Source organism: Mesorhizobium sp. M7D.F.Ca.US.004.01.2.1 (assembly GCF_003997785.1).
Classification (GTDB): Bacteria; Pseudomonadota; Alphaproteobacteria; order Rhizobiales; family Rhizobiaceae; genus Mesorhizobium; species Mesorhizobium loti.
Genome location: NZ_RZRQ01000078.1, coordinates 1 through 21,223, shown reverse-complemented (window position 1 = coordinate 21,223; position 21,223 = coordinate 1). Strand labels below are relative to the sequence as shown.

Annotated in this window: 22 protein-coding genes; 16 read left to right on the top strand and 6 right to left on the bottom strand. The window is 62.6% G+C overall.

Annotated elements, in window-relative coordinates; genetic code table 11:
• Positions 1-117 precede the first annotated feature (117 nt).
• Positions 118-1,146 carry a 2OG-Fe(II) oxygenase family protein gene (locus EN993_RS13715; protein ID WP_127263643.1) on the bottom strand — a complete coding sequence of 343 codons (1,029 nt, stop codon included), beginning with the start codon at positions 1,144-1,146 and terminating at the stop codon, positions 118-120.
• Positions 1,147-1,263: 117 nt separating this feature from the next.
• Here EN993_RS13715 and EN993_RS13710 point away from each other — a divergent pair, with 117 nt between their 5' ends.
• From EN993_RS13710 to EN993_RS13695, 4 genes are all read left to right on the top strand, one after another.
• Entirely contained in the window at positions 1,264-1,662 is a 399-nt protein-coding gene (locus EN993_RS13710) for a GFA family protein (protein WP_109669738.1), read from the top strand.
• Positions 1,663-1,814: 152 nt separating this feature from the next.
• Entirely contained in the window at positions 1,815-2,012 is a 198-nt protein-coding gene (locus EN993_RS13705; RefSeq protein ID WP_109669740.1) for a hypothetical protein, read from the top strand.
• A 205-nt stretch (positions 2,013-2,217) separates the two neighbouring features.
• Positions 2,218-3,090, top strand: coding sequence for an undecaprenyl-diphosphate phosphatase (locus EN993_RS13700; RefSeq protein WP_127263641.1), 873 nt, complete (start codon positions 2,218-2,220; stop codon positions 3,088-3,090).
• Between the two features lie 79 nt (positions 3,091-3,169).
• Positions 3,170-3,961, top strand: coding sequence for a phosphodiester glycosidase family protein (locus EN993_RS13695; protein ID WP_127263639.1), 792 nt, complete (start codon positions 3,170-3,172; stop codon positions 3,959-3,961).
• A gap of 101 nt (positions 3,962-4,062) precedes the next feature.
• Here EN993_RS13695 and EN993_RS37760 read toward each other — a convergent pair whose 3' ends face one another.
• Positions 4,063-4,338 (bottom strand): hypothetical protein, encoded by a 276-nt coding sequence (locus EN993_RS37760; protein ID WP_245462859.1) that lies wholly within the window; start codon positions 4,336-4,338, stop codon positions 4,063-4,065.
• Here EN993_RS37760 and EN993_RS13690 point away from each other — a divergent pair.
• On the top strand, positions 4,337-5,218 hold the full coding sequence (locus EN993_RS13690) for a glycoside hydrolase family 25 protein (protein ID WP_245468782.1): 882 nt from the start codon (positions 4,337-4,339) through the stop codon (positions 5,216-5,218). The two genes, EN993_RS37760 and EN993_RS13690, sit on opposite strands and share 2 nt — an antisense overlap.
• Before the next feature lie 9 nt (positions 5,219-5,227).
• On the opposite strand, the gene EN993_RS13685 is transcribed toward EN993_RS13690, so the two are convergent.
• A complete protein-coding gene (locus EN993_RS13685) occupies positions 5,228-6,139 on the bottom strand; it encodes a LysR family transcriptional regulator (protein WP_127263635.1) in 912 nt (303 codons plus the stop codon).
• A gap of 104 nt (positions 6,140-6,243) precedes the next feature.
• Here EN993_RS13685 and EN993_RS37030 point away from each other — a divergent pair, with 104 nt between their 5' ends.
• The 3 genes from EN993_RS37030 (at position 6,244) to EN993_RS13675 (ending at position 8,350) form a co-directional block, all read left to right on the top strand.
• Complete coding sequence (locus EN993_RS37030) at positions 6,244-6,411, top strand: hypothetical protein (RefSeq protein ID WP_164757655.1); 168 nt, start codon at positions 6,244-6,246, stop codon at positions 6,409-6,411.
• A 42-nt stretch (positions 6,412-6,453) separates the two neighbouring features.
• Positions 6,454-7,062 carry a class I SAM-dependent methyltransferase gene (locus EN993_RS13680; protein ID WP_127263633.1) on the top strand — a complete coding sequence of 203 codons (609 nt, stop codon included), beginning with the start codon at positions 6,454-6,456 and terminating at the stop codon, positions 7,060-7,062.
• Between the two features lie 322 nt (positions 7,063-7,384).
• Positions 7,385-8,350, top strand: a complete 966-nt coding sequence (locus tag EN993_RS13675; protein ID WP_164757654.1) for a DUF3592 domain-containing protein — start codon at positions 7,385-7,387, stop codon at positions 8,348-8,350.
• A 14-nt stretch (positions 8,351-8,364) separates the two neighbouring features.
• On the opposite strand, the gene EN993_RS13670 is transcribed toward EN993_RS13675, so the two are convergent.
• Entirely contained in the window at positions 8,365-8,697 is a 333-nt protein-coding gene (locus EN993_RS13670; protein WP_245462856.1) for a hypothetical protein, read from the bottom strand.
• A 194-nt stretch (positions 8,698-8,891) separates the two neighbouring features.
• Here EN993_RS13670 and EN993_RS13665 point away from each other — a divergent pair, with 194 nt between their 5' ends.
• Together EN993_RS13665 and EN993_RS13660 are read left to right on the top strand one after the other, a co-directional pair.
• Positions 8,892-9,413 carry a hypothetical protein gene (locus tag EN993_RS13665; RefSeq protein ID WP_109669757.1) on the top strand — a complete coding sequence of 174 codons (522 nt, stop codon included), beginning with the start codon at positions 8,892-8,894 and terminating at the stop codon, positions 9,411-9,413.
• Complete coding sequence (locus tag EN993_RS13660; protein ID WP_127263631.1) at positions 9,406-10,032, top strand: hypothetical protein; 627 nt, start codon at positions 9,406-9,408, stop codon at positions 10,030-10,032. Before EN993_RS13665 ends, EN993_RS13660 begins: the two co-directional genes overlap by 8 nt.
• Here the strand turns inward: EN993_RS13660 and EN993_RS13655 are convergent.
• Entirely contained in the window at positions 10,029-10,406 is a 378-nt protein-coding gene (locus EN993_RS13655) for a VOC family protein (RefSeq protein ID WP_127263629.1), read from the bottom strand. The genes EN993_RS13660 and EN993_RS13655 overlap by 4 nt on opposite strands.
• Positions 10,407-10,497: 91 nt before the next feature.
• Complete coding sequence (locus EN993_RS13650; protein ID WP_127263627.1) at positions 10,498-14,280, bottom strand: vitamin B12-dependent ribonucleotide reductase; 3,783 nt, start codon at positions 14,278-14,280, stop codon at positions 10,498-10,500.
• A gap of 899 nt (positions 14,281-15,179) precedes the next feature.
• On the opposite strand from EN993_RS13650, the gene EN993_RS13645 reads away from it, so the two are divergent.
• The 6 genes from EN993_RS13645 to EN993_RS13620 all read left to right on the top strand — a co-directional run.
• Positions 15,180-16,676 carry an ABC transporter substrate-binding protein gene (locus EN993_RS13645; protein WP_245468784.1) on the top strand — a complete coding sequence of 499 codons (1,497 nt, stop codon included), beginning with the start codon at positions 15,180-15,182 and terminating at the stop codon, positions 16,674-16,676.
• A gap of 87 nt (positions 16,677-16,763) precedes the next feature.
• On the top strand, positions 16,764-17,705 hold the full coding sequence (locus EN993_RS13640) for an ABC transporter permease (protein ID WP_109669772.1): 942 nt from the start codon (positions 16,764-16,766) through the stop codon (positions 17,703-17,705).
• A complete protein-coding gene (locus EN993_RS13635; protein WP_127263625.1) occupies positions 17,705-18,568 on the top strand; it encodes an ABC transporter permease in 864 nt (287 codons plus the stop codon). The genes EN993_RS13640 and EN993_RS13635 overlap by 1 nt, the downstream gene beginning before the upstream one ends.
• Positions 18,568-19,788 carry an amidohydrolase/deacetylase family metallohydrolase gene (locus EN993_RS13630; protein ID WP_109669777.1) on the top strand — a complete coding sequence of 407 codons (1,221 nt, stop codon included), beginning with the start codon at positions 18,568-18,570 and terminating at the stop codon, positions 19,786-19,788. Before EN993_RS13635 ends, EN993_RS13630 begins: the two co-directional genes overlap by 1 nt.
• Positions 19,785-20,804 carry an ABC transporter ATP-binding protein gene (locus EN993_RS13625; RefSeq protein ID WP_109669845.1) on the top strand — a complete coding sequence of 340 codons (1,020 nt, stop codon included), beginning with the start codon at positions 19,785-19,787 and terminating at the stop codon, positions 20,802-20,804. Before EN993_RS13630 ends, EN993_RS13625 begins: the two co-directional genes overlap by 4 nt.
• A partial coding sequence (locus tag EN993_RS13620; RefSeq protein ID WP_127263623.1) for an ATP-binding cassette domain-containing protein occupies positions 20,801-21,223 on the top strand: 423 nt, incomplete at its 3' end. The genes EN993_RS13625 and EN993_RS13620, both read left to right, overlap by 4 nt.

Below are 21,223 nucleotides of genomic sequence, written 5' to 3'. Positions count from 1 at the left end.
TGCCTTTCCTCTATGGCGAGACCAAGGTGAAGACCTGGGACGAGGTCGTCAGCGAAACGGGATGACCGCCCGTCGATTCCCGCCGGCCGTCTCTCATGAGGCGGCCGGCGGCTTTGTTTATGAAGCCTTGGCGCGGCGCGGCTGCCTGAGATGCTTGATGCCGCTCATCTCGACGAAATTCGTCGCCGCTTCCCAGAGATAGTCGCCGTAGAGAAACGGCTCGAAGGGCTCCGCGCCGGTCAGCGGCAACGGCGCAATCTCGGCGTCGACGCGCGGTTCGTAGAAGAACGGGATCGAGAAGCGCGCCGTCTTCGGGGCAATCACCCGGTGCCGCGTTGCCCGGACGCGCCCGCCGGTCCAGCGTTCCAGCAGCTGGCCGAAATTGACCGCAAGCGTGCCGTTGGCCGGCGGCACGTCGATCCATTCGCCGGCAAGGTTCTTGGCCTGCAAGCCCTCGACGCCGTCCTGCGCCAGCAAGGTGACGAAGCCGGAATCGGCATGCTCGCGGCCGATGATGGTGCGCGTCTCACCCTTGTGGACAACCGAAAACTCCGGCCCGCTGGTGTCGACCCCGGCATTGGCGTCACGCAGGGGATAACGGATCAGCCGCAGCGTCGAGATGCCATGCTTGAAATAGGCGTCGAAGATGGTTTCCGGCAGGCCAAGCCCGCGGGCGATCGAGCGCATCAGTGCGTTGCCCACAGTCTCCATCGCGCGATAGTAATCCGCTGCCGCCGCGCGCCAGCCTGGCAGAGCGTCTTCGGTCGGCAAGGGTGTCGGCTCGCACAACGGATCGTCGGAAGCCGGGACATCAGCCGCATGGGCGAGATCCGGTCCCATGTCGATGCCTTCCTTGTAGGAAACGGCTGTCGGCTGCAGCGGGAACCAGCCGCGATAGAAATTGTTTTTCGTGCGGTCGAAATTCCAGCGCAGCAGTTTCTGCTTTTCGGCGTCGGCAAGCGAGAAGATGCGCAGCAATTGTGCGCGTTTGTCCGGCGTCAGCCAGTCGTCGCCGGGAAAGTCCCGGACCGCCATGAAGCCGATTCCGGAGGCTGCCGCCATGATCCTGGCGTCGGTGCGGTCGCGAGCGGGCGAGGGCGGCCCGAACAGGTCCGCAATGCCGATGGTTTCGATGTCCGCCGTCATGGCCTCAGTTCCACCCGCATCACCATAATCGATGACGTTGTATCAAAGCTTTTCAATTGACCCAATCGGTCCCGCCGCTACGGTGCCGCTTATTCTCTCCACCAATGGATCCGGGCGATGGCAAGATATGAGGGCGGATGCCTGTGCAAGGCGGTGCGCTACCGCACGGACGCGGCCCCCATCAACGAACGCATCTGCCACTGCCGGGTTTGCCAGAGGGCGATCGGTGCCGCCTTCAACGCCCGCGTGCTGTTTCGCATCGACGATTTGACGGTGGACGGGCCACTGGCGACGATAAACTCCTCGCCGGACCTCAAACGCGGCTTTTGCCCGAGCTGCGGCACGACGATGTTCTCCCGGCGCGATTCCGCGGGCATCATCGGCATCACCACAGGTTCGCTCGACGATCCCACAGTTTTCAAGCCGCAAATGCATATTTTCACGGCCTCGAAGCAGCCCTGGCTGATGCTCGATGACGGCTTGCCGCAGTACGAAGGCGCTCCGCCGCCAGGCTAGTTTTTCCTTCGTCCGCAGGGAGAGAAGGAAGAGCGTAACCATGACCAAAATTTAATCGAAAGAGACACGAGATAGCCGGCAAAGCGTCATTGGCGGGCCATCTTTGTCTCCCTATTTAAGGGGCGCGGGCACGGCATTCGAGGAGACGACGGATGAACGACAGCATCAGCACCCTGGATGAGCTTTTGAGCGATCCGATGGTCCTGCTTGTGATGGAGCGCGATCGTGTGCGCCCCGAACAGGTGCGCATGCTGCTCGAACGGGTTCGCCGGCCCTCCGTCGATGAACCTGACGTGCCGCCGGCGCATGTGATCGCCAGGACATGCCAGAAACTCTGGCTCTGCCCGTAAATCGCGTTGCGACTAATCACGTTGCGATTTTCCCTATGAATATCAAGCTGGCCCCAAGGTGGGCTGGTTTTGAATCGCGTGCATCCCGACACCAGCTTACAAATCCGTAAATTGATTATCCTGCCCATGACGATAAGGCTTGCCCGGGATTGACCGATACTGGTCGGTCCGCGCAAGTCCGATCTCTCATGCATGGAATTCGACATTGGCCGACATCTGCACTCAAGGCCTGGACACGGGCTTCGTCGGCCTGGGATTTGCCAAGGTGGCGTTCCTCGGCGTGGTGCAAGGCATCACCGAACTGCTGCCGATTTCCTCGACCGCCCATATGCGCATCGTGCCGGCCGTGCTCGGCTGGCAAGATCCCGGTTCCGCCTTCTCCGCTGCCATGCAGCTTGCGGCCCTTGCCGCGGTGGTCAGCTATTTCTGGAGTGACGTCAGGGATACTCTGTTTGGGTCGCTCGACGCACTGGCGCGACGCGATTTCGCTGACCGGCATTTCCGGCTGGCGCTCTGGATCATATTGGCGACGATCCCGATCGTCATCGCCGGCGTTGCGCTGTCGGGCGTGCTCAACGCCTGCAATTCGCCGCTGCGCAGCCTGACTGTGATCGGCTGGGCCTGCATCGCCATGGCGATCATGCTGGCGCTGGCCGAGATTTTTGCACGCCACCGGCGCACCATGGGCGAAGCGTCGCTGGCAGATGCGCTGCTCGTCGGTGTCGCCCAGATCGGCGCGCTCATCCCCGGCGTGTCGCGCTCGGGCTCGACCCTGACCGCGGCACTGGGGCTCGGCTTCAAGCGGGCCGAAGCGGCGCGCTTCTCGTTCCTGCTCGGGTTGCCCGCGATTGCGCTCGCCGGTCTCAAGGAGCTTTGGGAACTGCACAAGGTCCATCTCGACGCCCATGGCTGGTCGGTCCTCGCCGTCGGGCTGGTCGTTGCCTCGATCTCCGCCTTCTTCGCCATATGGGGGCTGATGCGCGTGCTGGAGCGTTTTTCGGCCTGGCCGTTCGTCATCTATCGCGGCGTGCTCGGTGCCGTCCTGCTACTGTGCGTCGCCATGGGATGGCTTGTCTAAGCGCGCCTGAGTCTTCCACAGGATCGCTTGAAACGGGCTATATCCGTACCGGGCCTCGAACTTCGATTCCGGTACGCGCATGGATTTTTTGACCTTTCTGCAATCGGTCCCATTGCTGCTGGCGCTCGCCAAGGGCGCGCTGCCGTCGGTGGCGGCACTCGGCATGGGGTTGGGCCAGTGGGTTGCCTCATTGCCGCCATGCCGGGACTTCGCCTTCGAGGCGACCAGCTATCTCGTGTGCGAGGTCGATCCGAAACGATATCAGGTCGAGTTGTTCTGGAAAGATCCGGCGGGCAAGCCATTTCAGTCGCTGCACAATCTCCATGCCGCGCAGCAGGCGGCCGGGCGCACGATGCTGTTCGGCATCAATGCCGGCATGTATCACCCGAACCTCGCGCCGGTCGGTCTCTATGTCGAGCACGGCCAGGAAATGGCTGATGTGAAGACGGGATCGGGAAGCGGCAATTTTTCCCTGCAGCCGAACGGTATTTTCTACATGCGCGACGGCAAGGCCGCGGTCCGCGCCACCAGGGATTTTGTGAAAAGGCGTCCGAGCGTCGATTATGCGACGCAATCCGGGCCAATGCTGGTGATCGACGGCCAGCTGCATCCGAAATTCCAGGCTGACAGCACCTCGCGAAAAACCCGCGACGGGGTCGGGGTGCGAAAGGACGGCGTTGCGGTGTTTGCGATTTCGAACGGCACGGTGACCTTCCATGCCTTCGCCCGGCTTTTCCGCGACGCGCTCGGCTGCGACAACGCGCTGTTCCTCGACGGCACGATATCCAGCCTGTTTGCGCCTGCCATCGGCCGCAACGACGACTACTGGAATTTGGGGCCGATGATTGGCGTCTTCAGGAAGAATGGCTAGCGCCCGAGCTCTCTTTCCGACTCTCGCTGGCCGTCGCGAACCCCGTTCGTCAACCTTCGCTCCGACTAATAATCCTTGATTCAAACTTTATTGGTAATTTCTCATTCATAACTGATCCGGTTTGTCCGTTGGCTGTCATTTTGCCCTCGGTCTGTTGTGTTTTGAGTACAGGTCCAGATGCGGATTCCGGGCGCTATCAGTTTCTTGATCGCATCGTTATGCCTTGCCGGCTGCACGTCGACGGCCGGCATCGATGCCTTGGATTTGCAGAAACCGTCGAGCGAAACCACCAGTTCCGTGATCCGGCCGCCGGCACCTATAGCGGCAGTCCCCCAGGCAATGGCCAAGCGCGCGCCAAGGGTCGAAATGGCGCCCATGTCTGAGAATGACCCGGACGAAAGTCCGCGGCCTTTCGGTCTGGCGGAGGAAGAGACGGTGGCACTTTCAGCGCCGGAACCGTCGGACAGCATCGAGCCCTCAATCGAGCCGGCGGCCCTGGTATCGCCGCCGAGGCTCTTGAGCCGCGCGGCGCCTCCGATGCTTGCCGGGCCGGTCACCCGCTATGGTTTTCGCGATGCCAAGCCGATCAATTTCGGCAAGGGTTCGCCCCGCCACCTTGCCGTGCACGGCGTCGACGTCTCACGCTGGCAAGGCAACGTGAACTGGGACAAGCTGCGCGTCCAGGGCGCCAACTTCGCCTACATCAAGGCGACCGACGGTGGTGATCATCTCGATCCGATGTTCATGAAGAACTGGCGCAATGCCGACGCTGCTGGCCTGAAGCGTGGCGCTTACCACTTCTTCTACTGGTGTCGCACGGCTGGCGAGCAGGCCGACTGGTTCATCCGCAATGTGCCCAGGGTCGAAGGCGCGCTGCCGCCGGTGATCGACGTCGAGTGGAACGGCGAGTCCAGTTGCAAGCGGCGGCCGTCGCGCGAAAAGGTGCTGGAGAAGATGCAGGTGTTCATGGACAAGCTGGAACGCCATTACGGCCAGCGGCCCATCATCTACACCGCGCCTGATTTCTACCGTGACAATCTCAGGGGTGAATTCCTCGATTATCCGTTCTGGGTGCGCGCCGTGGCGCGGCATCCATCCAAGGTCTATCCCGACCGCAAATGGCTGTTCTGGCAGTATTCCGGCTCCGGCCTGTCGCATGGCGTCACCGGCCGCATCGACCTCAACGTCTTCCACGGCGACGAACGGCAATGGCGCAACTGGGCCGGCGGCCGGATCTCCGTTGCCGACGCCGACTGAATCGGTCCGTCAGGCCCGGCGTGCTTCGCTCTCCCTGATATCCGCCGTCTGGGCCAGAACCCAGTCCCGGAACACCTTGATCTTGGGCGTGTTGCGGCGGCTTTCCAGGTGCACCAGCCAATAGCCGTCGCCGTCGGAGCCGAGGACTTCGAACGGCTGTATCAACTGGCCCTTTGCCAAAAGGGCGCTGTAGATGTTGCGGGTGAGGATCGCGGCGCCCTGATCGGTCAGTGCCGCCATCGCATCATAAGCCTGCGAACCCAGCATTGGACCCGCGATGACGCGATCGGGATCGAAGGGCACGCCGGCTGCTTCGAACCAGATTTTCCACCAGGGATCGGTCGCACAGCATAGCGCTACCTTGTAGAGATCCTCGGGGTGGCGAATACCGCCCACGCTCTCGGCCAGTTTGGGGCTGAGCATTGGCGTGTAGTCTGCCTTGAACAGATAATGCGCTGTCAGGCCGGGCCATTTTCCGGTGCCTGTCCTGATGCCGATGTCCATATCCTCGCGTGTGAAATCGACCAGCCGGGCCGATGTATTCACCTTCACGGCAAGATCGGGATGCATCAGCTGGAATGTTCCAAGCCAGACCGCCAGCCAGTTCGTTGCGAATGTTTCCATCGTCGTCACGGAAAGCACGCCTGTCGCTCCACCCTTGGTTGCGACCCACGCATCCGCCAAGGCAGAGAACGCGCCCGTTGCGTGCGGCGCCAACTGCTGTCCAGCCTCGGTCAGGGCGATCTGCCTTGTTTTTCTTATGAAAAGCGGCGTTCCGGCGCGTTCTTCCAGCACTTTGATCTGATAGCTGGCAGCCGACTGGGTCATACCGAGTTCTTCGGCGGCCTTGGTGAAACTGCCCAGCCGCGCTGCGGCCTCAAACACCCTGATAGCGCCTAGCGGCGGCAGCTCCCAACTCATGACGCATCAATCCTCCTGATGCATGATACGCGACGTTCGATTGGAATCCAAGGCTGGAAAGAGGCATGCTCTGTCCATCAACTCGAACCCGGAAGGACACGGCAATGACCACGACCCTCTACAACACGCTTCGTCGTCCGATGCTCGACCTCTTCACCGCTCCGTTCAGGCCCCGTTCGCGCCGCCTGCTCGATCGCCGTTGCCTGTCGGACCACTTCCTGCGCGATATCGGCATGCTCGACGGACATGTTCCCAACGGCAGCATCCGCTGAGGCAAGTCTCTTTGACCGACTTAGAATGCAAGGGAGGGAAAGATGAGCGTGTCATCGCAGGATCTGGCGAAGAGCCGTCAAACGATCAGTGCTTATGAGGATTATGCGGAACAGTACGATGCCATCGTGAGGCATGTTCCCAACGAGAGGGAGCAGGCATCGCTGAAGCGCCTTGTGGCGATCGCCGGTACCAGCGGCCGGATTCTGGAAGTTGGGTCCGGAGCGGGATACGATGCGGACTTTCTGGAGAGTTTGGGCGTCAAGGTTCGGCGCACCGACGCGACGAAGCGGTTTCTCGAGCTGCAGGCCGCGCGCGGCAAGCGCGGCGAACTCCTCGATCTCCTCACCGATGATCTCGGCGGCCCCTACGACGCGGTGCTGGCCCTGTGCGTCCTGATCCATGTGCCGCGCGACCAGACCGACCAGGTCCTTGCCAAGATAGCCGGGTCGCTGCGGCCAGGCGGCGCCTTTCTCGTATCTATGCGCAACGGCGATGGTGAGACGTCAGGCGAATATCATACGGTCTACTGGCGCAGGGACGACTTCGCGGCCCGTCTCGAAAGCGCCGGGCTGGTCCTGATCAGGGACGATTTCAACGTCGGCCGCGATCGCGAAGAATGGAACACCTTCCTGGCTATCAGGCCAGCATGACGCGGCGCGGGCTGTTGCTGTTTGCGCTGCTCTTATCTGCGTGGCCGGCGACGCGATTCATCGAGGGTGGCATAGGCCAGGACTGCAGAGAATGACCCGAAACAGACTAGCACTGCGGTGATAACCATGAGGTCGTAAGTCGACACGCTCGTTCTCCCTTCGATGAGTGTCGAGGAGACAGCATGAGCGGTGCGTGTGCGTTGATCTGGATCAACGGAAGACGGTCTTTTCCTTTCTGGAGAGGCGGCTTCTCGAATATACGAGACATTGCCGCGGCCTTGCTGTCTATGTGCAGGCTCCTGCACTCCTGGGGGGAGACGAGTTGGAGCTCAAGATTCTGCTTGTCGGCTTTGCCTGCGCGGTCGCCGGCGGGCTGTCGATCGTCACCTTTCTGAAATGGCGAGAAGTGAAGGCGGTCAGCCGCTGGTTGCCGGCGCCGGGAAAGATCGTCTCTTCGCGCGTTGAGGCACGCGAGGTCCGCAGCTCTGGCAGCGGTTCGGACAGCAGCGATTCCACCGAGATCCGCAATTTTCCGGCGATCACCTTCGAATACAAGGTTGGCGGCAAGACATTTCGCGGCTCGCGCTACAGCGTGCAGGAGAATCTGGGGAATTTCGAAGTCAAGGAGACCCTTGCACGGTTTCCCCGCGGTGCTGAGGGGACCGTGTTCTATGATCCGGCGGCTCCGAGCAAAGCCGTGATCGAGCGCACCATGCCGGACGGCGCCTTCAAGTTCATGGTCCAGCTTTCGGCCGGACTGGTGGTCGGCGCGCTGGTGCTGGTGTTTTCCGTCGGCGGTGTGCTGGAGGCGATCGGCCCGCATCTGCCCAAGCCGCAGAACCTCGGCGCCGGGGCGCTGCTGCTGTTCATGGGCCTGTTTGTCCTGCGCATGGGTTTCGCCCAGAAATCGTTGGCCGAGCAGGCTGCAAAATGGCCGGTCACTGCCGGCCGCATCGATGCCTCGGGCCTCCAGGCGCTCCGAAGCCATTCAGGCTATCGACGCTGGCGCACCGTCTTCAAATCCCGCATCGTCTATTCCTATGGCGTCGCCGGCCAGCGCTACAGCGCCGATCGCGTGACCTTCGGCGCCACCGTGACGGCTTCATTGCCCGGCCTCGTCGGCGGCCAGGCACGAGACTATGTCGAAGGCAGCAAGGTCGACGTGCACTATGACCCCGCCAACCCCGGCTCGGCGGTGCTCGAATGCCGGGTGCGCGGGCTGTGGTTGCTGTGGGTCTGCTCGGCAGGCTTTCTCGGTGGCGCCGCGTTTCTGGTCGGGCTGTTCTGAGGCGATGGACGCATTCAGCAGCGGACGAGGGGGCCGCTGTCGAAACCAGGCCAGGTGAACCGCAGCGTGGCGCCGTGCCTGACGATATGAATGACGCGCGTGAACGGCTCTTCGAGCGACGGGTCAGAGCCGTAGCATTGGCTTGCCCGCACCACCCATCCGGTCGGATTTTTGCGAAATGTCGCGTGCTCGCAGCCAAACTCGGGAAGCGACAGGGCAGCCTGGTCTACAGTGAAGACGGTTTCGCGTTGGACGTCGGCCGCCGCACTGCAGTTCAGCCGGTCGCTGGACCATGCCCCGACATAGGGCGCCGCCGCCAGTGCCGGGCCGCCCGCAAATGCGGACATTGCCATCGTCATCACCAAACGCCGCATCATCTGTCTCCTGGGCCGCTGTGCTCGACCATACAGGCTGTCGCCGTGGGTACAGGATAAGTTTTCGTCCAGGAGCGGACAAACCCAGCCGTTCCGGATTTCGCTTATGCTTTCGCGCGGATGATGCGACTGTGCGGCCCCAGGCAACGCTTTCCCAGAGACATCTGATGATCACCCGCACACTGGCCTTCGTTTTCCTGGGCTTGCTCGGCCCGATGCAGGCGGCCTTCGCAAAAGAATGCCTGCTGAGCCACGCCACCTATCGCGAGCCGCGCTCGGGCGCGGTCATGCAATTCCGGCCGCTCGCCAACGAGCCGGCGGCGCTGACGGCGCAGGTGTTTTCGCTGAGCGTGCCCAACGCCGGCACAAGCCTGCCGGCCGACATCACCTGGACCAACGGCAGGAATTCTTTTCCGCTCGGCACCATCCGCCACGCCTGTACCGACGACGACCGCGAAGCGGGGCTGCAGGACGGCAGCGGGCTGTGCAGGATTTGGATGGGCCAAGTCTATGCCTTGACCGGTGGCGGCGCCGAGCAGCTGAATTCGCGCGAAGCGACACCCGCGCCTAAAGGGCTGCTCTTGCCTGATTTCGGCGTGGCTTTCACCGAAGGAGCCGATTTCGCCAATGCCAATCCAGATGGTTCGGCGTGGGATGCCTTCACTTTGACAGGATGCAGCGATGAATAGCGCCATGAAATCGATCATCTGGGCCAGCGCCCTGCTTGCATCCGCGACGACAATCACCGTGGCGCGGGCGGACGAGCCGGCGCCGTCGCGCCCGCCCATCGACAAATGCGTCTGGGAAAGGCTGACGGACAAAAATGTCGGCATGGCCGCTTGGGCGCAGCGCTGCGACTTCGGCTTCCGACAGATCCATTTCGAGTTCGCCGGCAACGCACTCGCCATCAAATACAGCGATGGCGGTGCGGCCGACCCTCTTGTCGAGGTGTTCGACATCATATCAGGCGAAACCGCCGAGGCTGCGTTGCAGCGCCTGTTCCTGGACAAGACGGACAAGGCCATCAGCGCGCGCTGCGTGCTGGCGCCTTACACCGAGGGCACAGTACCCGCCGTCGTCAAGCGCTACACATTCAGCCCCGACGCTGCCTACGCCAAAGAACTGAAAGCGCTAGCCGACCCCAACGAGGTTCCGGAGCCGCCCTGCGGCGACTGGGGCGAAATGCCTGACGGCATCCAGTATTTCGAGGTGCCGGCGGGTGAGGGGCGGAAAGTGCTGTTCGTGCGGATTGGTCAGGACGAACCGTTGTTTGATGAGCAGACGCTGCGGGTGTTGCCGGCGAGTTAGACGCTAGGCTCATTGAGCATGGCTTCCATGTTGTAGCCATCGGGATCAAGAACGAAGCAGGCGTAGTAGTTCGCGGTATATTCCGGGCGCGGGCCTGGTACGCCATTGTCTGTGCCGCCGGCCTCGAGAGCAACTCGATAAAACGTGTCGACGTCTGCCTTGCTGTTCACCCGGAAAGCCACGTGTACACGTGTCAGCGGTGGTTTGCTGTCCGATTGTTGGATCTCGAACAGGCTGCCGGCGCCGACATCAAAGGCGCAGAACACGCCCTCCTTGCCGAAGGAGAGGCTGTATCCCAAGGGTGCAAAAGCCCTTTCGTAGAAGAGCTTGCTCTTCTCAAGGTCGCTCACAGCAATGGTGATGTGATCAATCATGTGTTGGCCCGGTACATGCCACCTAAACATTTCGGCCCGATCTTGCGATCGGGCCGATGATGTCGCGTTTTAGCGCCGACGCAAGTTTTCCTCAGCTGCACCCGCTCGTCGCGCCGCACGTGTCGCACTTCTCGCAAGTCCCGTTCCGCACCATGGTAAAGTTCTGGCACTCGGAGCAGGAATTGCCGGTGTAGCCCTGGAGCAGTGACCTGGCGCGGCGGTCGTTGGCGAGTTTCTTGGCTTCGGCCGCCTCGACGGCCGCGGCGTCGGTAAACAATCCCGCCGTGGCGTCGGAAGCAACGCCCGCCGCTTCCTCGAAGGCGATGTCCTCGGCCAGTTCCTTCGCCCGCTCCTCATAGTCGCGCTTGTAAGCGACCGCTTCGTCGCTGGCCGGCTTCAGCGCCAGCACGTTGGAGCCGGAGAAGGCGGTCGGCACTGAGCGGGCAGGGGTGCCCGAGGGAGCCGCAAAGCCCTTCGGATCGTTGCCGCTCACCCGCGACACCAGCTTCACCGGCGAGGCGCCACGGGTCAGGCCCTTGGAGACCGCATCCGTCTTGCCTTCGCTGATGTTGCGGCCAAGTGCGGTGTTGGAAAAGTCCGACTGGTCGACATGGGCAAGATCGTTGCGGCCGAGATAGGAGATGGCCAGTTCGCGGAATACGTAGTCGAGGATCGACGTCGCGCTTTTGATGGCGTCGTTGCCTTGCACCATGCCCGCCGGCTCGAATTTGGTGAAGGTGAAGGCGTGCACATATTCGTCGAGCGGCACGCCATATTGCAGGCCGAGCGAAATGGCGATGGCGAAGTTGTTGAGAAGGCCACGCAGCGTCGCGCCTTCCTTGTTCATGTCGATGAAGATCTCGCCGAGACGGCCATCGTCATATTCGCCGGTGCGCAGGAAGATGGTGTTGCCGCCGATCTTCGCCTTCTGCGTGTAGCCCTTGCGGCGGCCGGGCAGCTTTTCCTGCTCGCGCGACACACGCTCGATGATGCGCTCGACGATCCGCTCGGTGATCTGCGCCGCGCGCGCTGCCGCCGGTGCGGCGATCAGCTGCTCGAGGGCTTCGTCCTCGTCGTCCTCGCCATCGGCGAGCAGTGAGGAGTTGAGCGGCTGCGACAGCTTCGAACCGTCGCGATAAAGCGCGTTGGCCTTCAGCGCCAGCTTCCACGACAGCATGTAGGCGCCCTTGGCGTCTTCCACCGTGGCGTCGTTGGGCATGTTGATGGTCTTCGAGATGGCGCCGGAGATGAAGGGCTGTGCCGCCGCCATCATCTGGATGTGGCTGTTGATCGACAGCGAGCGCTTGCCGATCTTGCCGCACGGGCTGGCGCAGTCGAACACGGCCAGGTGTTCGGCCTTGAGGAAGGGCGCGCCTTCCAGCGTCATGGCACCGCAGACATGGATGTTGGCGGCCTCGATGTCCTTCCTGGAGAAGCCGAGCGCCGGCAGGATCTCGAACGAGAAATCGTTGAGCTGCTCGTCGGTGAAGCCGAACGTCTCCTTCACCCAGTCGGCGCCGAGCGTCCACTGGTTGAAGACGAACTTGATGTCGAAGGCCGACTTCAAGGCTGCATTGAGCGCCGCGATCTTGTCGTCGGTGAAACCCTTGGCCTTGAGTGCGCCGGGGTTGATGGCGGGCGCCTGGTTGAGGTTGCCGTGGCCGACCGCATAAGCCTCCATCTCGCCGATCTGGGCTTCGGAGTAGCCGAGCGTGCGCAGCGCTTCCGGCACGGCGCGGTTGATGATCTTGAAGTAGCCGCCGCCCGCGAGCTTCTTGAACTTCACCAGCGCGAAGTCAGGCTCGATGCCGGTGGTGTCGCAATCCATGACCAGGCCGATCGTGCCGGTCGGCGCGATCACGGTTGCCTGCGCATTGCGATAGCCATGCTCCTCGCCAAGCTCGATGGCGCGGTCCCAGGCGGCCTTGGCGTGGGTGGCAAGGTCCTGCTGCTTCAGGTCGGAAGCGACCAGCGGCACCGGGTTGACGGCGAGCTTCTCATAGCCCTGCTTCTCGCCATAGGCGGCACGGCGATGGTTGCGCATGACGCGCAGCATGTTCTGCGCATTGCGGTCGTAGTCGGCGAAGGCGCCGAGCTCGGAAGCCATCTCGGCCGAAGTGGCGTAGGCGACGCCGGTCATGATGGCGGTGAGTGCGGCGCAGATCGCGCGGCCTTCGTCGGAGTCATAGGGAATGCCCGATGTCATCAGCAGGCCGCCGATGTTGGCATAGCCGAGGCCGAGCGTGCGGTATTCGTAGGACTGCTTGGCGATCTCCTTCGACGGGAACTGCGCCATCATCACCGAGATTTCGAGAACGATGGTCCACAGCCGCACCGTGTGCTCATAGGCAGCGATGTCGATGGTGCCGTCGGCGTTGCGGTAGGGCAGCAGATTGATCGATGCCAGGTTGCAGGCCGTGTCGTCGAGGAACATGTATTCCGAGCACGGGTTGGACGCCCGGATCGCACCGGCGGAAGCGCAAGTGTGCCAGTCGTTCATCGTCGTGTTGAAGTGCAGGCCCGGATCGGCCGAAGCCCAGGCGGCATAGCCGATCTTTTCCCAGAGGTCGCGAGCCTTCAGCGTCTTCAATACCTTGCCGTCCTTGCGGGCGGTCAGGTGCCAGTCGGCGTCGTCCTCGACGGCGCGCAGGAAATTGTCCTTCAGCGACACCGAATTGTTGGAGTTCTGGCCCGAAACGGTCAGGTAGGCATCCGAATCCCAGTCGGTGTCGTAGGTCTTGAACGACATCGACGAATAGCCCTGCTTGGCGAACTGGATGACGCGGTAGATGTAGTTCTCCGGCACGGCGGACTTCTTGGCCGCCTTGATCTCGCGCTTCAGCGCGGTGTTGATGGCCGGATCGAAGCAGTCGTCGCCATTGCCTTCGCAGTTGACGCAGGCCTTCATGATCGCTTCGAGATGCTTCTTGACGATCTTGGAGCCGGTCACCAGCGAGGCGACCTTCTGCTCTTCATTGACCTTCCAGTCGATGAATTCCTCGATATCGGGGTGGTCGGCGTCGACGATGACCATTTTCGCGGCGCGGCGCGTCGTGCCGCCCGACTTGATGGCGCCCGCCGCGCGGTCGCCGATCTTGAGGAAGCTCATCAGACCGGACGAGCGGCCGCCGCCCGACAGCTTTTCGCCTTCGCCGCGCAGCAGCGAGAAGTTGGAGCCGGTGCCGGAGCCGTATTTGAACAGGCGCGCTTCACGCACCCACAGGTCCATGATGCCGCCCTCGTTGACGAGGTCGTCCTGCACGCCCTGGATGAAGCAGGCATGCGGCTGCGGGTGCTCGTAGGAGGACTTCGACTTGGTCAGCTTGCCGGTGAACGGGTCGACATAGAAGTGGCCCTGGCTGGGGCCGTCGATGCCATAGGCCCAATGTAGGCCGGTGTTGAACCATTGCGGCGAATTCGGCGCCACGCGCTGGGTGGCCAGCATATAGGCAAGCTCGTCACGGAAGGCGCGCGCGTCTTCCTCCGACGCCTTGAAGTAGCCGCCCTTCCAGCCCCAATAGGTCCAGGTGCCGGCCAGCCGGTCGAAGACCTGGCGGGCGTCGATCTCGGAGCCGTAGCGCTCGGCTTCCGGCAGCTTGGCCAGCTCGGCCTCATCGGCGACCGAGCGCCACAGGAAGGAGGGGACGTCGTTCTCTTCGATCTTCTTCAGGCGCGCGGGGACACCGGCCTTGCGGAAATACTTCTGCGCCAGGATGTCGGCGGCAACCTGGGAGAACTGCGCCGGCACGTCGATATTGTCCAAGCGGAACACCACCGAACCATCCGGATTTTTGATCTCCGAAAGCGCCTTGCGGAATTCGATCTCCGCGTAGGCAGATTGTCCTGGCTTGGTGAAACGACGCTCGATGCGCATTGGTCCGGTCCCTTTTGTCTATATATAGCGCTTTTCCCCAGGGATTTCTGCCCCCAATGCGAAACGCGCATGTCCGCCGTCTGCCGGCGTTCGAAAACGGCCGGCTCTCCATTTTGCAGTCTCCACCGGCCCTGCTGGTCAAACTCCTTGCGAAGTGCATGTCCAACGCGCCGACGAACCCGCGGGTCCCTCAAAACTGATTTTTTCCGATTCCCTCGCTCGAGGGAAATTCACACTATCTAGCGTCGAACCTACCTGCAAACACTAAATATAGTATTAACAGACAATTTATTCCAGTCCGACAATTGTCCCTATCGTCCCCAACCACCCCACAATCCCAACGCTTCCGCCGGCCTCGTAAACAGGCGGAAATGCGGGCAAAAACGCACATAATCCGGGAAAAAGACCGGGCTCAGAACTTTCCGGTCGCACTCTCAACAGGAGCGCATGGCCTATAAAAGGCGACTCGTTTTGCGCCGTCAAGGATTCGTTTGCGTAGCTTTTGTGACCCCAACATCTTGTGTGTCACATATGTGGATAACGGGGATAGAAAGCCGGCTGAGCGGAATTCGCTTTGGCATGATCGCAAGCCGCCGTTCGCCCTGGGGCAAGCCGCCGTTTGCCCTGGATTGCCGCCATCTGCGCTGGCCACAGAGGTCCAATTCCATGGCGATACGTCAATCTGCCGGTGAAATGGGCGATCGGTCGGGAATGGCGGCGCAAATCGATTCCCGGATTCGGATGACGAGGCAACCCGGGGAGAAAAAAACTTGACGTTGCGAAGGGCTGATGCATCTACTAGTCCGTAACTAAGATATAAGTTCCATAAATATGGAATAGATGCGAAGGGAACCAAGATGAAGCGCTTTTTCCAAATAGCAGCTTCGCTCGCCGCGCTTATGCTGCCGGCGACGGGCAATGTCTGGGCTGAGCCCGCCAAGGGCGGCGTCATCGATGTGGCCACGATCGGCGAACCGCCGACGCTCGATCCAATGGCATCGACCGCCGATCTCGTCGGCATCGTCACGCAGCACATCTACGAAACGCTTTACACCTTCGACAAGGATTGGGGCATCACGCCGCTTCTCGCCGCCGACATGCCGCAGATTTCACCTGACGGGCTCGTCTACACCATCAAGCTCAGAACCGGCGTGAAGTTCCATGACGGCAGCGACATGAACTCGGCCGACGTCGTCGCGTCGCTGCAGCGCTGGATGAAAATCGCCACGCGCGGCAAGCAGGCCGCCGAGGTCATTGCCTCGGTCGATGCGGTCGACGACGGCACGGTCAAGATCAGCCTCAAGAAGCCATTCGCGCCACTGCTGGCGCTGTTGTCGCTCAACAACGCCGCCGCCATCATCATTCCCTCCGAGAATGCAGGGCAGGACCCGCTGACCAGTTTTGTCGGCACCGGCCCCTATATGCTGAAGGACCGCAAGCCCGACCAGTTCATCCAGCTTGCCCGCTTCGACGGCTACAAGTCGCGCGATGGCGAGCCAAACGGTTATGGCGGTGCCAGAAAGCAATATCTCGACGAAATCCGTTTCGTGCCGGTCCCCGATGCCAACACCCGCGTCGAAGGTGCGGTTGCCGGCCAGTTCGCCTATGCAGATTCACTGCCCGTGGAATCGTTCGACAAGATTTCCGGCGGCAAGACCGCGCCCGTCATCCTGAAACCCTTCGGCTGGCCGGTTTTCGTCCTCAACACCAAGCAGGGACTGAACGCCGACATCCGCATCCGCAAGGCGATCCAGGCGGCACTGGCGCCCAACGACATGCTGCTTGCCGCCTTCGGGTCGAAGGATTTCTTCGCCGCCGACGGCGCGCTCTATCCCGAAGGCTATGCCTGGCACACCGATGCCGGCGTCGAAGCCTACAAGCCCGACGGCGACACCGAGGGCGCCGCCGCACTGCTGAAAGAGGCCGGTTACGACGGCAAGCCGTTGCGTATCCTCACCAGCCGCCAGTACGAATTCCACTACAAGATGGCGCAGGTTGCCGCGGAGTATCTCAAGGCCGCCGGTTTCCAGGTTCAGCTCGACGTGGTCGAATGGGCGACATTGACCAAGAACCGCACCGATCCGGCGCTCTGGGACATCTACATCACCCACAGCCCGTTCCTGCCTGAGCCCTCGCTGACCGGCATCATGTCGGATTCCTCGCCGGGCTGGTGGGTTTCCGACCGCAAGCACCAGGTGCTGGGCGCCTTCAATGCCGAGTCCGATCCGACCAAGCGCGTCGCGCTGTTCGCCGATGTGCAAAAGGCGGTCTTCGACGAGGTTCCGGCGGTCAAGATCGGCGACTTCAACGCATTGGCCGCCCAGGCGCCGACGCTCAAGGGCGTGACGCCGGCGCCATGGCCGTATTTCTGGAACGCCTATCTGGAAGGCAAGTAGTTCCTCCCGCAACCGGGCGCCGGCCAGACTTTTGCCGGCGCCCGACAAGACCGTTTCGATGGATTGTGGAAGGGACAGGCTGAACCGATGCTGCGCTCGATCCTCAACAGACTTTTCGGCATGATCGTCGTCATGGCGCTGGTGGTCACCATCGTCTTCGTCATCGTGCGCGTGACGCCAGGCGATCCGGCAGCGGTGATGCTCGGCCCCGACGCGTCGGCCGCCGACATCGCAGCACTTCGCTCCAGGCTCGGGCTCGACGGCTCGATTCTCGAACAGTTCGGACGCTATGTGCTTGGCGTGGTGCAAGGAGATTTCGGTCAGTCGATCTTCCTTGGCGAGCCGGTCACATCAGCACTTGCGCAGCGTGCCGAGCCGACCTTCTTCCTCACCGTGTTCTCGCTGCTGATCGCGACGCTGATCGCCTTGCCGGTCGGCATACTGGCCGCCTACAAGCGTGGTTCGGTCTTCGATCAGGCAACGACCACCATCGCCATGTTCGCGGCCAGCGTGCCGAGCTTCTGGCTGGGGCTGCTGTTCATCCAGTTCTTCGCCGTGAAGCTCGGCTGGTTCGACACGTCAGGCTATGGCGGGCCGGGCGCATCCTTTGCCGACAGGCTGAACCATCTCGTGTTGCCGGCGCTGGCGCTCGGCCTCGTCTCTTCGGCGCTGATCACGCGCTTCACCCGCGCCTCGATGCTCGACGTGCTCAACGACGACTATGTGCGCACCGCACGCTCCAAGGGCATGAGCGAATGGCGCGTGGTGCTGAAGCATGCCTTCAAGAATGCGCTGATCCCCATCCTCACCGTCATCGGCCTGACCGCAGCCCTACTCATTTCCGGAGCGGTGGTGACCGAGACGGTGTTCGGCTTGCCAGGCGTCGGCAGCCTCGTCGTCTCGGCGGTGCTGAGACGCGACTATCCCGTCATCCAGGGCGCGCTGCTGGTCATTGCCGGGCTTTACGTGCTGGTCAATTTCGCCATCGACATGCTGTATCTCGCGGTCGATCCCAGGGTTCGCTACTGATGGCCGCGATCTCGATCCCGCTCCACTCCGAGCCCAACATCCTTTCACGGCTGCTGGGCCGGCCGACATCGGCCGCCGGCATCGCCGTGCTGGTGATCATCGTGCTGGCTGCTATCCTGGCGCCCGTCATCGCTCCTTATGCGCCGTCAAAACTCTCCATCGCCAGCCGGCTGCACCCGCCGAGCCTCGACCATCTGTTCGGTACCGACGATCTCGGCCGCGATGTCTTCACCCGCATGCTCTATGCCGCGCGCACCTCGCTCAGCGTCGGCTTCGCCGTGGTTATTTTTTCGTCGATCATCGGCACCATCCTCGGGCTGACATCGGGCTACTTCAAGCGGCTCGATGCGCCGGTCTCGCGGCTGATCGATGCGATGATGGCATTCCCGGATATCCTGCTCGCCATCGCGCTGGTCGCCGCACTCGGCGCGACTGCGGTCAATGTCGTCATCGCGCTCGGCATCGTCTATGCGCCGCGGCTTGCGCGCGTCGTGCGGGCTTCGACGCTGGTCATCCGCGAACTTCCCTATGTCGAGGCGGCGCGCGCGCTGGGCGTGCCGACGCCAATCATCCTGATCCGCCACGTGCTGCGCAACGTCACCTCGCCGCTCTTGGTGCAGGGCACCTTCATCTTCGCCAACGCCATCCTGGCGGAAGCCGGCCTATCCTTCCTCGGCGTCGGCATTTCGCCCGACATTCCGACCTGGGGCACCATGATCGCCACCGGTCGCCAATACATGGATCAGGCGCCCTGGGTCATGATGTTCCCTGGCGCCGCCATCGTCGTCACGGTGCTGTCGCTGCAGCTTGTAGGCGACGGCCTGCGCGATCTTCTCGACCCCCGTCTGGCAAAGGATATCTGATGTTCGGCAATCGTTTCCAAAAGGCCGACCGGCCGCTGCTCATCAAGGGCGCCAGACCCGTCGGTTTCGGTGGCGGCTTCGATCAGCCGATCGACGTGCTGGTCGACGAGCAGGGCCGCATCGCCGAGACCGCGTCAGCGATTGCAGCGGGCGAGGGCGTCAACACAGTCGATGCCAAGGGTGCGTTTCTGTCACCCGGCTGGACCGATCTCCATGTCCATGTCTGGTATGGCGGCACCGACATCTCGCTGCGCCCTGAACAGTGTGGTGCGGCCCGTGGCGTGACCACGATGGTCGATGCCGGCTCGGCCGGCGAGGCCAATTTCCATGGCTTTCGTGAATTCATCATCGAACCTGCCAAGGAGAACGTCTACGCCTTCCTGAACATCGGTTCGATCGGCCTCGTCGCCTGCAACCGCGTCAGCGAGCTGATCGACATGCGTTCGATCGATTTCGACCGCGTCATCGCCACGGTCGAGGCCAACCGCGACGTCATCGTTGGCCTGAAAGTCCGCGCCAGCCATGTCATAACAGGCGGCTGGGATCTGACGCCCGTCCGGTTGGCCAAGAAACTCAGCCGCATCCTCAAGCTGCCCATTATGGTGCATGTCGGCGAGCCGCCGCCGCTCTACGACGACGTGCTCGGCCTTTTGACCGAAGGCGACATCGTCACCCATTGCTTCAACGGCAAGGCCGGCGGCTCGATCATCGAGGACGACGATCTCTACCTGCTGGCCGAACAGGCGGCGGCGCGAGGCATCGTGCTCGATGTCGGTCACGGCGGCGCGTCCTTCTCCTTCGATGTCGCCAAGGCGGCCCTCGAGCGCGGCCTGCCACCGGCAACGATCTCGACCGATCTCCACAACCGCTCGCTGGATACGTCGGTCTGGGACATGGCCACCACCATGTCCAAGCTGTTGTCGCTCGGCATGAAATTCGAGGATGTGGTGGCGGCCTCGACCACCGCGCCGCGCCGCGCCATCCGCCTGCCGACCGACGGCTTGCTGGACAAAGGCAAGGCGGCGGAGTTTACGCTGTTCGATGTTGTCGACGCCGATCTGACCGTGCGCGATTCCCAAGGCGTGCCGAGCACACTGCACCGGCTGTTTGAACCGCGTCATGCCATTCTGGGTGCCCACGCCGTTGCAGCTCATCGCCATATGCCCAGGCAAGGCGAGGGCGGCCCCCACGCCTGTCCGCATTGCGGGTGGAAGTCGTGACAGAGCCGTTCGCCAGCGACGTCATCCTGTCGGTTCGCGATCTGCGGACGTGGTTCGTGACGCGCCGGCTGACGGCCAAGGCGGTGGATGGCGTGACCTTCGATCTGAAGCGCGGCAAGACACTCGCGGTGGTCGGCGAATCCGGCTCGGGAAAATCCGTCACCAGCCTCTCCATCATGGGGCTTCTGTCGCGGCCGGGTGCGATTGCCGGCGGCAGCATCCTGTTTCGCGACAGGCAAGAGCGCGTCCACGATCTTGCCGGCTTCAGCCAGAAGCAGTTTCGGAAAATGCGCGGCTCGGAGATCGCGATGATCTTCCAGGAGCCGATGACCAGCCTCAACCCGCTGTTCACGGTCGGCGACCAAATCGGCGAGATGATCGCGTTGCATGAGCCGGTCGATCGTCGCGAAGCGCGCAAGCGCGCGCTCGCCATGCTGAAGCATGTCGAAATCCCCGACGCCGAATCGCGTCTGGACGACTATCCGCACCAGATGTCCGGCGGCATGCGCCAGCGCGTCATGATCGCCATGGCGCTGTCGTGCAGCCCGTCTCTGCTGATCGCCGATGAGCCGACCACAGCGCTCGACGTCACCATCCAGGCGCAGATCCTCGACCTTCTGCGCCGGCTGCAGGCCGAGATGGGTATGTCGATCCTGTTCATCACCCACAATCTCGGTGTCGTCGCCGAAATCGCCCATGATGTGGTTGTCATGTATGGCGGCCGCGTCGTCGAACAGGCGCCGGTCAACGATCTGTTCGCGCATCAGCGCCATCCCTACACCAGGGGCCTGCTGGCCTGCACGCCGAACGCCGCCCGCGACATCGACGCCGCCGGCGAGCGCCGTGCGCTCTATTCGATCCCTGGCAGCGTGCCGCCGATCACAAATCTGCCGCCAGGTTGTGCCTTCGAGCCGCGCTGCGATTTCGCCATAGCGCCGTGTCGGGCAGCACCGCCCGCACTCGTGCCGGCAGGCCCGCACGGTGCTTCCCGCTGCATCAGGAGCGCCGAGCTATGAGCGCGCTTGTCCAAACCGTCGAGGCGCAGCCGCTGCTCAGCGTGCAGGGTCTGACCAAGCATTTTCCAGCGCGCAACGGCCGCATCGTGCATGCGGTCGAGGATGTCAGTTTCGATGTCCAGCGCGGCTCGACTGTCGGCCTTGTCGGCGAGTCCGGTTCGGGCAAGACCACCGCCGGCCGGGCCTTGCTGCGGCTGGTTGAACCGACGGGCGGCAAGGCGCTGTTCGACGGCGTCGACCTGTTCTCACTGTCGTCGCGCGACATGCGCGCCTATCGGCAGAAGTTGCAGATCGTCTTCCAGGATCCGTTTTCCAGCCTCAATCCCCGTATGCGGGTCGCCGCCATCATCGGCGAGGCGCTCGACGCGCGCGGCTTTCCCCGCGGCAAAAAGCGGGCGGAGCGGGTCGCCGATGATGGC

Excerpts from the sequence above, each read along its gene's own strand:
- EN993_RS13680 (WP_127263633.1), top strand. The coding sequence starts at position 6,454 with ATGAGCGTGTCATCGCAGGATCTGGCGAAGAGCCGTCAAACGATCAGT.
- EN993_RS37030 (WP_164757655.1), top strand. The coding sequence starts at position 6,244 with ATGACCACGACCCTCTACAACACGCTTCGTCGTCCGATGCTCGACCTC.
- EN993_RS13685 (WP_127263635.1), bottom strand. The coding sequence starts at position 6,139 with ATGAGTTGGGAGCTGCCGCCGCTAGGCGCTATCAGGGTGTTTGAGGCC.
- EN993_RS13715 (WP_127263643.1), bottom strand. The coding sequence starts at position 1,146 with ATGACGGCGGACATCGAAACCATCGGCATTGCGGACCTGTTCGGGCCG.
- EN993_RS13635 (WP_127263625.1), top strand. The coding sequence starts at position 17,705 with ATGGCCGCGATCTCGATCCCGCTCCACTCCGAGCCCAACATCCTTTCA.
- EN993_RS13645 (WP_245468784.1), top strand. The coding sequence starts at position 15,180 with ATGCTGCCGGCGACGGGCAATGTCTGGGCTGAGCCCGCCAAGGGCGGC.
- EN993_RS37760 (WP_245462859.1), bottom strand. The coding sequence starts at position 4,338 with ATGGGCGCCATTTCGACCCTTGGCGCGCGCTTGGCCATTGCCTGGGGG.
- EN993_RS13690 (WP_245468782.1), top strand. The coding sequence starts at position 4,337 with ATGTCTGAGAATGACCCGGACGAAAGTCCGCGGCCTTTCGGTCTGGCG.
- EN993_RS13710 (WP_109669738.1), top strand. The coding sequence starts at position 1,264 with ATGGCAAGATATGAGGGCGGATGCCTGTGCAAGGCGGTGCGCTACCGC.
- EN993_RS13665 (WP_109669757.1), top strand. The coding sequence starts at position 8,892 with ATGATCACCCGCACACTGGCCTTCGTTTTCCTGGGCTTGCTCGGCCCG.
- EN993_RS13670 (WP_245462856.1), bottom strand. The coding sequence starts at position 8,697 with ATGTCCGCATTTGCGGGCGGCCCGGCACTGGCGGCGGCGCCCTATGTC.
- EN993_RS13705 (WP_109669740.1), top strand. The coding sequence starts at position 1,815 with ATGAACGACAGCATCAGCACCCTGGATGAGCTTTTGAGCGATCCGATG.
- EN993_RS13695 (WP_127263639.1), top strand. The coding sequence starts at position 3,170 with ATGGATTTTTTGACCTTTCTGCAATCGGTCCCATTGCTGCTGGCGCTC.
- EN993_RS13640 (WP_109669772.1), top strand. The coding sequence starts at position 16,764 with ATGCTGCGCTCGATCCTCAACAGACTTTTCGGCATGATCGTCGTCATG.
- EN993_RS13650 (WP_127263627.1), bottom strand. The coding sequence starts at position 14,280 with ATGCGCATCGAGCGTCGTTTCACCAAGCCAGGACAATCTGCCTACGCG.
- EN993_RS13655 (WP_127263629.1), bottom strand. The coding sequence starts at position 10,406 with ATGATTGATCACATCACCATTGCTGTGAGCGACCTTGAGAAGAGCAAG.
- EN993_RS13660 (WP_127263631.1), top strand. The coding sequence starts at position 9,406 with ATGAATAGCGCCATGAAATCGATCATCTGGGCCAGCGCCCTGCTTGCA.
- EN993_RS13630 (WP_109669777.1), top strand. The coding sequence starts at position 18,568 with ATGTTCGGCAATCGTTTCCAAAAGGCCGACCGGCCGCTGCTCATCAAG.